At 70.8% G+C, this 12,333-nt stretch carries 12 protein-coding genes; 7 read left to right on the plus strand and 5 right to left on the minus strand.

Annotated features, from left to right (window positions below; all coding sequences use genetic code 11):
* Positions 1-31 precede the first annotated feature (31 nt).
* Together ACWDGI_RS08255 and tuf are read left to right on the plus strand one after the other, a co-directional pair.
* The gene (locus ACWDGI_RS08255; RefSeq protein WP_450756618.1) at positions 32-988 is read left to right on the plus strand and encodes a ribose-phosphate diphosphokinase; all 957 of its coding nucleotides are present in this window, start codon (positions 32-34) and stop codon (positions 986-988) included.
* 65 nt (positions 989-1,053) lie between these two features.
* On the plus strand, positions 1,054-2,247 hold the full coding sequence (gene tuf / locus ACWDGI_RS08260; protein ID WP_450756620.1) for an elongation factor Tu: 1,194 nt from the start codon (positions 1,054-1,056) through the stop codon (positions 2,245-2,247).
* Between the two features lie 28 nt (positions 2,248-2,275).
* Here tuf and ACWDGI_RS08265 read toward each other — a convergent pair whose 3' ends face one another.
* From ACWDGI_RS08265 to ACWDGI_RS08280, 4 genes are all read right to left on the minus strand, one after another.
* Positions 2,276-2,716, minus strand: coding sequence for an STAS domain-containing protein (locus tag ACWDGI_RS08265; RefSeq protein WP_450756622.1), 441 nt, complete (start codon positions 2,714-2,716; stop codon positions 2,276-2,278).
* Between the two features lie 461 nt (positions 2,717-3,177).
* Entirely contained in the window at positions 3,178-4,128 is a 951-nt protein-coding gene (locus ACWDGI_RS08270; protein ID WP_450756624.1) for an NADP-dependent oxidoreductase, read from the minus strand.
* Between the two features lie 110 nt (positions 4,129-4,238).
* Positions 4,239-4,814 (minus strand): TetR/AcrR family transcriptional regulator, encoded by a 576-nt coding sequence (locus ACWDGI_RS08275; RefSeq protein ID WP_450756626.1) that lies wholly within the window; start codon positions 4,812-4,814, stop codon positions 4,239-4,241.
* Complete coding sequence (locus ACWDGI_RS08280) at positions 4,811-5,173, minus strand: DUF1304 domain-containing protein (protein ID WP_450756628.1); 363 nt, start codon at positions 5,171-5,173, stop codon at positions 4,811-4,813. The genes ACWDGI_RS08275 and ACWDGI_RS08280 overlap by 4 nt, the downstream gene beginning before the upstream one ends.
* Positions 5,174-5,520: 347 nt before the next feature.
* Between ACWDGI_RS08280 and ACWDGI_RS08285 the strand changes: the two genes are divergently transcribed.
* From ACWDGI_RS08285 to ACWDGI_RS08305, 5 genes are read left to right on the plus strand one after another with little or no spacing between them, the layout of a single operon-like run.
* Positions 5,521-7,329 (plus strand): ATP-binding protein, encoded by a 1,809-nt coding sequence (locus ACWDGI_RS08285; RefSeq protein WP_450756630.1) that lies wholly within the window; start codon positions 5,521-5,523, stop codon positions 7,327-7,329.
* A 5-nt stretch (positions 7,330-7,334) separates the two neighbouring features.
* Positions 7,335-7,745, plus strand: coding sequence for a roadblock/LC7 domain-containing protein (locus ACWDGI_RS08290; RefSeq protein ID WP_046733906.1), 411 nt, complete (start codon positions 7,335-7,337; stop codon positions 7,743-7,745).
* Entirely contained in the window at positions 7,742-8,152 is a 411-nt protein-coding gene (locus ACWDGI_RS08295; RefSeq protein ID WP_450756632.1) for a DUF742 domain-containing protein, read from the plus strand. The genes ACWDGI_RS08290 and ACWDGI_RS08295 overlap by 4 nt, the downstream gene beginning before the upstream one ends.
* Positions 8,133-8,738, plus strand: a complete 606-nt coding sequence (locus ACWDGI_RS08300) for a GTP-binding protein (RefSeq protein WP_450756634.1) — start codon at positions 8,133-8,135, stop codon at positions 8,736-8,738. Before ACWDGI_RS08295 ends, ACWDGI_RS08300 begins: the two co-directional genes overlap by 20 nt.
* On the plus strand, positions 8,735-9,982 hold the full coding sequence (locus ACWDGI_RS08305) for a cytochrome P450 (protein ID WP_450756636.1): 1,248 nt from the start codon (positions 8,735-8,737) through the stop codon (positions 9,980-9,982). Before ACWDGI_RS08300 ends, ACWDGI_RS08305 begins: the two co-directional genes overlap by 4 nt.
* 70 nt (positions 9,983-10,052) lie before the next feature.
* Here the strand turns inward: ACWDGI_RS08305 and ACWDGI_RS08310 are convergent, their stop codons facing one another.
* Positions 10,053-11,783 carry a hypothetical protein gene (locus ACWDGI_RS08310; protein WP_450756638.1) on the minus strand — a complete coding sequence of 577 codons (1,731 nt, stop codon included), beginning with the start codon at positions 11,781-11,783 and terminating at the stop codon, positions 10,053-10,055.
* Positions 11,784-12,333: the final 550 nt, after the last annotated feature.

Here is a 12,333-nt window from a genome sequence, read left to right on the forward strand (position 1 = left end):
TAGCCCGTATTGATCATGCGAGGAGCGGATCGTGCGAGACATCTCGGTCTTCAGCGGCAGCGCCCACCCCGAGCTGGCCGAGGAGGTCTGCGCGCACCTCGGGGTGCCGCTCAGCCCGACCCGGGTCAGCCGGTTCGCCAACGACTGTCTGGAGGTACAGCTCCAGGCGAACTGCCGGGAGCGGGACGTCTTCCTGATCCAGCCCCTGGTCCGGCCGGTGCAGGAGCACCTGGTGGAGCTGCTGCTGATGTGCGACGCGGCCCGTGGTGCCTCCGCGGGCCGCATCACCGTCGTCATGCCGCACTACTCCTACGCCCGCTCCGACAAGAAGGACGCCCCGCGCATCTCGCTCGGCGGCCGCCTCGTCGCCGACCTGCTGGTGGCCGCCGGCGCGAGCCGGGTCCTCGCCATGACCCTGCACGCCCCGCAGGTGCACGGCTTCTTCTCGGTGCCGGTCGACCATCTGCACGCCCTGCGGGAGCTGGCCGCGCACTTCCGGCGCTACGACCTGTCGCGCACCACGGTCGTCTCGCCCGACCTCGGCAACGCGAAGGAGGCCGCCGCCTTCGCCCGGCTGATCGGCGCCCAGGTGGCGGCCGGCGCCAAGCAGCGGTTCGCCGACGACCGGGTCATCATCAGCTCCGTCATCGGCGACGTGGCCGACCGGGACGTCATCGTGCTCGACGACGAGATCGCCAAGGGCAGCACGGTCATCGAACTCCTGGAGCGGCTGCGGGAGCTGGGGCCGCCCCGCTCGATCCGGATCGCGTGCACGCACGGCCTGTTCGCGGCCGGGGCGCTCAAGCGGCTGAGCGAGCAGCCCGACGTGCTGGAGATCGTGTGCACCAACACCGTGCCGGTACCCGTCGAGGAGCACACCGACAAGCTGCGGATCCTGTCCATCGCCCCGGCACTGGCCGAGGCCGTACGCCGTATTCACAACGGTGAGTCCGTGAGCGCCCTGTTCGACGAGCCGCGCAACGTCTAGACAGGAAGGAGGAGTTGCGGCGCTGACCCGCGCTCGGCTCCACCGAGGCGGACGGGAGGCCCCCTGTGGCGAAGGCCAGGTTCGAGCGGACGAAACCCCATGTGAACATCGGCACCATCGGGCACATCGACCACGGCAAGACGACACTCACCGCGGCCATCACCAAGGTGCTGCACGACAAGTTCCCCGAGCTCAACCCGTTCACCCCGTTCGACCAGATCGACAAGGCTCCCGAGGAGCGGCAGCGCGGCATCACCATCTCCATCGCGCATGTCGAGTACCAGACCGAGCGCCGGCACTACGCCCACGTCGACTGCCCGGGCCACGCCGACTACATCAAGAACATGATCACCGGGGCCGCCCAGATGGACGGGGCGATCCTGGTGGTCGCGGCCACCGACGGGCCGATGCCGCAGACCAAGGAACACGTCCTGCTGGCCCGGCAGGTGGGCGTGCCGTACATCGTCGTCGCGCTCAACAAGACCGACATGGTCGACGACGAGGAGATCCTGGAACTCGTGGAGCTGGAGGTGCGCGAGCTGCTCAGCGAGTACGAGTTCCCCGGCGACGACGTCCCGGTCGTCCGGGTCTCCGCGCTGAAGGCCCTGGCGGGCGACCCCGAGTGGACCGCGGCCCTGCTCGAACTCCTCGACGCCGTGGACGAGTTCGTGCCCCAGCCGGTGCGGGAGGTGGACCGGCCGTTCCTGATGCCGATCGAGGACGTGTTCACCATCACCGGCCGGGGGACGGTCGTCACCGGCCGGATCGAACGCGGCGTACTGCGGGTCAACAGCGAGGTCGAGATCATCGGCATCCACCCGCAGAGGACCAGGACCACCGTCACCGGCGTCGAGATGTTCCGCAAGCTGCTCGACGAGGGCCGGGCCGGCGAGAACGTCGGCCTGCTGCTGCGCGGGGTCAAACGTGACGACGTCGAGCGCGGACAGGTCGTCATCAGGCCCGGATCGGTCACCCCGCACACGGAGTTCGAGGCCCGGGCGTACATCCTCTCCAAGGACGAGGGCGGCCGGCACACCCCGTTCTTCCAGAACTACCGGCCGCAGTTCTACTTCCGCACCACCGACGTGACCGGAGTCGTCACGCTGCCGCCGGGTACCGAGATGGTGATGCCGGGCGACAACACCACCGTGCGCGTCCAGCTGATCCAGCCGGTCGCGATGGAGGAGGGGCTGAAGTTCGCGATCCGCGAGGGCGGCCGGACCGTCGGCGCCGGTCAGGTGACCAGCATCCTCAAGTAGGCGTCGCCAGACTTGTCCTGACCTGACGTCATAAAGACCCGGACGTGGCCTCCGGCCGGCCGAGGGCCGCGTCCAGCGTCGCCAGCGGCGGCAGCAGCTGCGACAGTCCCGTCACCTTCAGCACCCGCAGGGTCAGCGGGTGTGCGCACACCAGCTGGAGCTGTCCGCCGCGCTCCAGCACCCGGCCGCGTGCCCGGTACAGCAGCCGCAGCCCGGAGCAGTCGAAGAAGTCGACGGGCAGCATGTCGATCACCACCCGGGTGCTCTCCCGCCCGGTCACCCGGTCCAGATGGGGCGCCATCTCGGTCGCCGCCGCGATGTCGATCTCGCCCCGGAACTCCAGCACCGTGTATCCGCGGTCCTGATGGATGCGCAGGTGCCGGGTGAGCGGCCCGGGATCCTGTCGGGGTTCCTGGCGCACGACGGCATCACCTCCCACCCCAGCCGGTCCAATTCCGTTCCCCGCCATGCAAGTTACCCTCGATGGAGGGAATTTGAGCATGTTCGATTGACATATGTCTGCCGCTTGGGTGCGCCATTTTCTGTGGCGTGCGCGACAGTCGGAGAACGGGCACGTGGGAGCGCTGCCATTCCACCACGAAAACGCGTGCCAGGCGCTGCCCGGCGCCTGGCGGTACTGCTCCTCGGGGTGTGCGGCGGCGTTCCGGCGTTCGGCGTCGAAGTCGCCCTGGACGGCAACGGGTTGCCGGCCGGAAACACGACGACGGCCTGGCCCTCGCGGCAGCGAGACGCAGGCCCTCGTCCCGGCGCCGGTCCGGCTGGTCCGTACGGGGCGCCCGCCGCCGCGCCGGCTGATCAGCACCCACCCGGTCGCCGGGATCGAACGGGTGGTGCGGGACATGAGCACGGGCAGGGCGATCGAGCCCGTGCTCACCTTCCGGCCCCCGGGGCCTCTGCCGCCCCTGGGGGTCAGTCCACCACGAGGACCAGCTTCCCGGTGGTGCGGCCGGTGCCGCCCAGCTCATGCGCCTTGGCGGCATCGGCCAGCGGGAAGGTCCCCGCGACGCTGGCGCGCAGCTTCCCCGCCGTCATCAGGTCGGCGACCGCCCGCATCCCGGCCCGGTCGGCGTCCACCAGCATCCGCACCGCCCGCACCCCGAGCCGCTCGGCCTCCTCGTACAGCTCCGCGGAGCCCACCGGCAGGATGGACACCAGGATCCCGCCCGGCCTCAGTACCCGCAGCGAGTCGACGGAGGTGTCACCACCGATAGTGTCGAGCACGACGTCCACGTCCCGCACCGTCTCCGTGACCTCCACGGACCGGTAGTCCACCGGCTCGTCCACGCCGATCTCGCGCAGGAAGTCGTGCTTGGCCGCGCTCGCCGTGCCGATCACATAGGCGCCGTGCGCCTTGGCGATCTGCACCGCCACATGCCCGACTCCGCCGGCCGCCGCGTGCACCAGCACCCGCTGTCCCGGCCGTACGTCGGCGTTCTCCACCAGCGCCTGCCAGGCCGTCAGCGACACCAGCGGCAGCGCGCCCGCCTGGACGTGGTCGATCCCGGCCGGCTTCGGCACCAGGGCGCGGGCGGGGACGATCGCGTACTCGCCGTGCGTGCCGTGGCCGAACGGGTAGGACACCATGCCGAAGACCTCGTCACCGGGCTTGAAGGCGGCGACACCGATCCCGGTCTCCTCGACCGTGCCGGAGACGTCCCAGCCGAGGACGAAGGGCGGCTTGCCCAGGAAGCCACCGGTCTCCCGGTGCTTCCAGTCGGTCGGGTTGAGCCCGGCGGCCCGCACCCGGACCAGCACCTCGTTGGCGCGCGGCTGCGGCCGGGCCACCTCGATCACCTTGAGTACCTCGGGCCCGCCGAGGACGTCCTGACTGACCACACGCATCGTGTTCACATTGCTCATGGTCACCCAGCCTGCCGGGACGCGCCCGTCCGGGAAATGGCACGATGGCCAACCTTCGATGGAATCGTGCCAGCCCTGGCGGTGGCCCGCCCTCGCCTGCACCGGAAGCCTCAGCGGCTCATGTGCAGGGCGACCAGCAGCTGCCAGACCTGGTCGGCCACGTCGTCCGGGCCGGCGTCCAGCAGGCCGTGCAGCCAGTCGGCCAGCACCCCGGCGAAGGTGGCGGCCACCGCCGAGGCCACCAGGGGAGCGTCGGCCGCGCCGGCCAGCTCGCGCTCGGCCAGGCTGCGGGCCCGCAGATCCCGGTGCAGCACCCGGCCCAGCGGACCGCCGCCGCCCGGCGCGAGCAGCTCCCGGTACAGCGCCGCATGCGGCACCAGCCCCGCGAAGAAGTCCAGCAGCGCCGGCGGCGCGTGCACCGGATCGGGCCGGCCCCGCCAGGCGTGCAGCGCGTCCACGGCGTCCCGTACCACGTCCGCGCAGGTGTCGACGGCCAGCGCCTCCAAGCCGTCGTAGTGGACGTAGAACGTGGCCCTGCCCACCCCGGCGCGGCGCACCAGCGCGGCCACCCCCACCTCCGCCAGCGGCCGCTCGGCGCACTCCGCCAGCAGGGCCGCCCGCAGCCGCGCCCGGGTGCGGGCGGCCCGTGGGTCCTCGACCGCGGGGCGGGGCTCCGGGCCGGTCACCGGGCGGCCAGGACGGCGGCCAGGGCGAGGGCGCCGGGCAGCGCCTGCGCGAACAGGATCCGCCGGTTGGCCGTGACCGCGCCGTACACCCCCGCGACCACCACGCAGGACAGGAAGAACACCTGGGCGCGGAAGCCCGTCGGGTCGGCCGCCGCCAGGCCCCACACCAGGCCGGCCGCCAGGAAACCGTTGTACAGGCCCTGGTTGGCGGCCAGCGGCGCGGTCCGCCGGGCCAGCTCCGCGTCGAAGCCGTGGAAGCGCATCCCCGGCTTCTTCTGCCACAGGAACATCTCCATCACCAGGATGTACGCGTGCAGCGCGGCCACCAGTCCGACCAGCACGTTCGCCAGGATTTCCATGATCGACCGACCCTCTCCCCAACTTGGACAGGTGTCCACTATAGCTGGACAAGTGTCCAGGAGGCCATCGGGCCGCCCAGTGGCCGGGAAGGGGAACATGTCGGCAAGTCGCAGGCAGAGATGGGTATTTGTTGATTTGCCACCAACTGGCGGAGCGTGACGGAACCCTCACTTCCTCTGGTCGTCGCGGTTGATCCTTTCGGGTTCAAACCCGATAAGCTCCAGTCCGTCACAGCGAGTTGACGCACCCCGTGGTGGGTCCGTCCCGCCGTTCGCAGTCATGGGTGCGGCCCTCGCGCACTGCCCTTGTTCGCTGTTGTTCGATTGTGTTGCTTCGAAGGATGCAGATGGAACTCGCCACTCCGCCCCCGGCGGCGCGGGCCCCTGTCGCCTGGTACAGCTGGTGGCTGATGCCGCTGGCCTTAGGGGGAGGGACAGTCGCCGCCACGTTCATGAGCTCCGAGCGAATAACCGCGGCCGTCGCCGGCGCCGCGGCGACCGTGGCCAGCTCCGTCTGCGTGCGGCTGCTGATCCGCTCCCAGCGCCAACTGCGCAGCGCCGAAGGGTCGTTCCGCAGCGCGCAGACCGAGCACTCCCAGCAGTGGCAGCAGCATGTCTCGGGCCTGGAACGGAAGTTCTCGGCCGAGCGCGCCACGCTGGAGGGCCGGCTGAACGAGCAGTCGGCCGCGTTCGACGCCCAGCTCGGGGAGCAGGCCGCCGCCTTCGAGTCCCGGCTCGGAGAGCGGACCGCCCACTACGACGCCCAGCTCGCCGAGCAGGCACGGGCGTACGAGGAGCGGCTGGCCGACCAGCTGAAGTCCTCCGACGCCCAGCTGGCCGACCAGGCCGAGGTCTGGCAGGAGCAGGTCTCGCACCAGCGGGCCGCGGTCTCCCGCCTCGCCGACGAGCAGCTGCCCGAGGCGCTGCGGCGGCTGCGCGACGGCGACGCCATCGACGACCTGCTGCCGGTCACCGAGCAGTGCGCCAAGGTCGACAAGGACGTCCAGGCCGACCTGCGCCGTATCCTGCGCACCTCGCTGATCGGCGTGGAGGAGGAGTTCAACCGCTCCACCTCCGCCGAACAGGCCGTGATCAGCATCGGCAACCGCATCCACGTCCTGACCAGCAAGCTGCGCGGCCGGCTGCACGAGATGCAGGGCGAGCACGGCCGGCTGCCCGCCGTGGCCCGCGGTCTCATGGAGCTCGACCAGGAGCTCGGCCCCGCCGACTCGCTCGCCGCGAGCATCGGCGTGCTCGGCGGCTCGGACCGCCCGGGCCGTCAGTGGCAGGAGCCCCAGCGACTGCTCAGCGTGGTGCGCGGCGGCATCGGCCGGATCAAGGACTTCCACCGTGTCGAGGTCCGGCACCTGCCCGAACTCGGCGTCGACGGCGGTCTGGTGGACCACCTCACGCTGATCTTCTCCCACCTCCTGGACAACGCGGCCCGCTACTCGCCGCCCACCGAGCCGGTGGTCGTCTCCGGCAAGGAGGTGCCCAACGGCGTCGGCATCGAGATCCAGGACTCCGGCAAGGGCCTGAGCGAGGAGAAGAAGCGCGAGGCCGAGTACTCCCTGGCGGGCACCGAGAACGGCCCCGGGATCGGCGGCATCTCCGAGGACGCCAACATCGGCCTGCGGGTCGTCGGCATCCTCGCCCGCCGCTACGGCATCCGGGTCACCTTCGCGGACTCGCCCTGGCTCGGCACCTCGGTGGTCGTCGTGGTCCCGCACAAGTTCTTCAGCCCGCTGCCCGCGGCCACCGCCGCCCCGGCTCCCGTGACGGCCGCCCCCGCCGCCGCGTCGCCGGCGCACGGCCCGGTCGCCGTCGAACCCGTCACTCAGCCGGAGTCCGGCGAGGCCCTGGACACCACCCCGGGCGGACTGCCCCGGCGGCGCAGCCGGCGCCGTGCCGAGGAGCAGCCCGAGGAGCGCGCCGTCCGTACGGAGGGCACCGCGTTCACCGCGGTCCCGCCGGAGGAGTCCTTCGCGGGCCTGGCCGCCTTCGCCACCGCGGGCCGCGCGCCCGCCGTGTCCGAAGAGGCGGGCGAGGCCGAGTTGACCGGAGAACAAGACGTCGTGGCCTCCGCGACCCCGGCCGGCGCCGATGACGCCGCCGGACGCGAGGCCGCGGAGCACCACACTGAAGAGAGCGACTAGTCCACATGACGCAACAGGGAACCGACGTGAGCTGGGCGCTCCGCGATCTGGTGGAGAGCATCCCGGAGATCCGCTTCGCCCTCGTGGCCTCCAGCGACGGCAAGGCCATCACCTCCTTCGGCGCCGAAGACCCGGACGACGTGGACCGCTTCGCGGCCGTGGTGGCAGGACTGCAGGCGCTGGCCCAGCCGGTCGCCGAGCAGTTCCCCAAGTACGCGGGGCAGCTGCGGCTGGCGATGATCGAGGTCGACGGCGGCCACCTCTTCGTCGTACGGGCCGGTGTGGAGACGTACCTCGGGGTCCTCGCGCGCGAAGGGCTCGACCAGGGGCTGCTCGGGCATCAGATGAGGGACCTGTCGCGGCGGATGGGCGAGCTGCTCGGCACCTCTCCGCGTCTGGAGGAGCACTCTGGATGAGTGCTCCCCGTCGGCCAACAGATCCTCCCCCAGGCTCTCGGCTTCGCTCGAGCAGGGGGGACCCCCAAGGTCTGGAGCGTTATTACGTCCTCACCGGGGGACGCAGCGGACCGGGCGGGTCGGCGTCGAGCCTCGACGTGGCGACCCTCGTCGTCTCCCGCACCGCCCCGGTCTCGGGGATGCAGCACGAGTACGAGGAGATAGTCCGGCGTTGCCGCGATCCGCTGTCGGTGGCCGAACTCACCGCCCATCTCGGACTGCCCTTCAACATTCTCGCGGTGCTGTTGGCGGATCTGCTGGACGCAGGCCGTATTGAAGCCCGTGATCCCATTCCGGCCCATCACGCCGGCCGCGGGCCCGACCTCGCGCTCCTCCAGGAGGTACTCAGTGGACTTGAAAGGCTTTGACCATCCCGGCGACCCCGGTGCCGGGGGGACCCGCTCGGTCAAGGTGATGATCGCCGGGGGATTCGGCACCGGGAAGACCACCATGGTCCGATCCGTCAGTGACATCAAGCCGCTCACCACCGAGGAGACGCTGACCCAGGCGACCGTCGGCGTCGACAACCTGATCGGCGTCGCGGACAAGGCCGAGACCACGGTCAGCCTCGACTTCGGCAAGATCAGCCTCAACGAGAGCCTGATGCTGTACCTGTTCGGCACCCCCGGGCAGGAACGGTTCTGGTTCCTGTGGAACGGCCTGTTCAAGGGCGCGCTCGGGGCGATCGTCCTGGTGGACACGCGCCGGCTGGCCTCCAGCTTCCGGGCCATCGAGGAGATGGAGCGGCAGAACGTGCCGTTCGTCATCGCCCTCAACGTCTTCCCGGACTGCAAGGAACACCCCATCGAGGAGATCCGGGACGCCCTCGACATCTCCCCGCACACCCCGATCGTGGCCTGCGACGCCCGTGACCGCGCCTCCAGCCGGGACGTCCTGGTCGCCCTGATACGTCATTTGAAGGAACGCTCCGCCGTCGCACTGGAGCCCCGATGAACGACCAGAGCCCCGACAGTCCCGACGCCCCCCGCGGCTGCCCGGTCGCGCACGGTTCGCCCGGACTGGCCCGGCTGTACGGGCCGGAGGCGGCGACCGACCCGCTCGGCATCTACGAGCGGCTGCGCAAGGAGCACGGCTCCGTCGCCCCCGTGCTGCTGGAGGGCGACATCCACGCCTGGCTGGTGCTGGGCTACCGGGACAGCCGGCGGGTGCTCGACAATCCCAGCCAGTTCCCCCGGGACGCGCGGACCTGGCGGGACTATCGGGAAGGACGGATCGCGGAGACCTCCGCGCTGATTCCGATGCTCGGCTGGCGTCCTGACTGCGTGTCGCAGGACGGTGAGCCGCACCGCAGGCTGCGCGGCGCGGTCAGCGATGTGCTGCAGGCCGCTGTCGGCCGCGGTATCCGGCGCCACGCCACGCACTTCGCCAACAAGCTGATCGACGGGTTCGCGGACAACGGCCGCGCCGACCTGGTGGCGGACTACGCCGACTATGTGCCGATGCTCGTGATGTCCCGCATTCTGGGGCTCGCCGAGGCGGAGGGGCGCCGGCTGGTCGAGTCCTGCGCCCAGGTGCTCAAGGGCGGCGAGGACGCCGTGGTGCACGACGGCAGGATCAGGGAGATCTTCGGTGAACTCGTCGAGCGCCGGCGGTCCGAACCCGGCTCCGACCTCACCACCGACCTGCTGGCGCATCACGCGGCTCTCGACCACGACGAGGTCGTCCACCACCTGCGCGTGGTGCTGATCGCCGCGGCCGTCACGACCAACCTGCTGGCCCGGGTGCTGCGGCTGGTCCTGACCGACGCCTCCCGGCTCTCCGAGCTGGTCAGCGGGCAGCTGAACATCTCGGCGGTGGTGGAGGAGGCCATGTGGAACTCTCCGCCGCTGACCGTTCTGCCGGGGCGCTTCGCCGCCAGCGATGTCGAACTGGGCGGGCACCGCATCGAGGCGGGCGACCTGCTCGTCCTCGGTCTCGCCCCGGGCAATCTCGACCCCGAGGTCCGGCCCGACCCGAATGTCTCGGTGGAGGGCAACCACGCGCACCTGGCGTTCGGCGCGGGCCCTCACGAGTGCCCCGGGCAGAGCATCGGGCAGTCCATGATCGAGATCGCGGTGGACGTCCTGCTGCACCGGCTGCCGGGCCTGCGGCTGGCCGTGCCGGCGGATGAGCTCACCTCGACCGCCTCCACCTGGGAGTCCCGGCTGGACAGCCTGCCGGTCGAGTTCCCGGCGTGAGTACGCCGCTGCCCGGCCGGGTTTCCGGCCGGGCAGCAGCGTTGCCGTCTCACGCAACAGGATCGAGGCGTCAGCCGTCGAGCCAGTCGCCCGTGACGTCCGTGGGACGGTATCCCGTGGCGTTCCAGATGAAATGCGGGTGCGCGCAGCCGAACATGTAGGCGATCAGCGCGGTGTCCTCCCTCCCGGTCTGCGGGTCGTACATGGTGTAGAAGTACTCGGACCCGACTGCGCCGGCGTCCTGTTGGACCTGACGAGCGCGGTCCGGGGACGGTGCGGCCATGGATGCCTCCACGGCGGCGATGTAGGTGCGGCGCAGGATCTCCCATGTCCTGTCGGTGTTGCCGTGCCAGGGGCCGTGCAGTGCTTCGAACGCATGGAGCTCGGCGTCGAAGAGGGGCCATGTCCGGGGGTACTGGGCCCGGCAGCGTGCGGACAGCTCGGCGGTCCGGCTGCTCAGTGCCGGTGCGGTGGGCCGCGGGCTGATGGTGAGGGTGGTGCCGTGGGTGAGGATGCCGGTGCACGCGTTGGGCTGCAGGTCGCAGAGCGGGCACTCCTCGGCCGGGGGGAGGCCCTGGGTGATGCCGTCGAACCACAGGGCGTGGCGGCCCGTGAGCCCCAGCCAGACGATGGTGCTGGTCATCAGCCAGGTGTTCCACATCGTGGAATGCGCCTCGGGCATGCAGCCGTACTTGATGAGGGCGATGGTGCAGGCGGCGTAGAGGGCCTTGGTGTGGGTGGGTATGTCGGCGAGCCAGAAGTTGCTGATCTCGCCGGTGAGGGAGTCCACCCGTACGTCGGCCATGTCGTCGATGACGCGGCACAGCAGCAGGGAGGCGAGGTGTTCCTCCTGCCAGAGTTCGGTGTCGGGTGAGACGTGCCAGAACAGGCAGTCCAGCATCTGCAGGGCCGAGTAGGTGCTCTGGCTGAGCGGGTTGGTCTGGGGGAGTGTGACGCTGCCCGCGTGGTGCTGTCGGAGCCAGTGCTCGTCGACGGATCGCTTGTGGGCCGCGTAGAGGCCGCAGACCAGGGCGCGTGCGCTGTTGGTGCTGAAACTCTCGGCCAGTCGGCCTTCGACGAGTTGGACGACGTGCGTGGTGTCGATGGTCTCGATCACGCGTTTGTACTCGTGGAAGACGAGGATGTCGTCCTCGAAGCGGTGGCGGAGGCCGAGGTCTCGTTCGAGGTCGTTCATCTGCCGGACCACGGACCAGCCACCGGTCAGGACGCTGTCGAATTCCTCGCGGTACGGCCAGGTCTTGACCGTGAGGGGACGACCGGCGCTCTGCCGCCAACCGTAGTCTCCCAGCGTCCGCGCGGGCGGTGTGGGCAGCCGACGGCACAACGGGCAGGTGCAGGCGGTTGCCGGCTCCTCCTCGCGCGGCGGGACGAGTGCCCGGCTCCGCCAGGCCCCCTCCAGCATCGTGCAGGTCAGTCGGCAGACCTCGGCATCGGTGCTGACCTGGGGGAAGGCTGCTTCGATCATGCGCAGGCTGGTGTCGAGTCGTTTCAACCTGGCGTAGCCCTCCTCGTCGGGCGGGAGGAACGCGCGTGGCGCCAGTTGGAGGGCTCCCTCCACATGCAGCGTGGTGCCGGCGTGGGAGGATCCGAGTGCGTCCAGCCGCTGCTGAGCGGCGTGCTGGGCCCTTCGGTGCTGCTCGGTGCTCCCATCGATGCGTTTCACGAAGAGGCCGGCGAGGGAGTTCCCCGCCTCACCGGGCTGGAGCTGGGCGCTCGGCTGCGCCGGGAGCAGGCTGTCGGCGGACGCCTTCTGAACAGCACCTACGCCTTGAGATGTCACACCGGTCTCCTTCAAGCTGTGGTCCTGGGCAACGGAATCGACCGACCGTGGTAGCCGGCCGGTCGGGTCCGGGAATCTTCTGGTTCTTCCGCGAGGGCCTCGCCGAACGGCCGGACTCACGCGACCGGCTCCGACTCCCGCTGCGAACGACCGCGAGGGGTACGACTGCCGCGTCGACGGCCCGGGAAGCGGAGCGGGTCGCCTACCTGCCCCTCGAGGACCAACCGCCCCGCGCCCGCCCGGGTTTCTCCCACGCGGCGAGCCGCTCGTCCATGGCGGACTCACCCTCGGCATCGCGGGCCCTCCATGAGCGGCCCGCCCCTGTCGAGGCACTCTCGCTACAGGGCGAGCACCTGCATCGCCGTCTCAGCTGTGTCGAGCGGGAAGCACTCGCGGCCCGGCAGGCGTGGCGCGACCCCCGGATCCGAGGTCCGTGGCCGCTCCGGGAAGGCCAGAGGAACCGACGCGGGCCGCTCCGTGTGCCCGGTCGGGGGCCGCCTCGCTTCGATCGGGCAGGGCGGCCACGGCCTGCGGCAGGTGCCACGACGGG

It is taken from the genome of Streptomyces sp. NPDC001220, assembly GCF_053597895.1.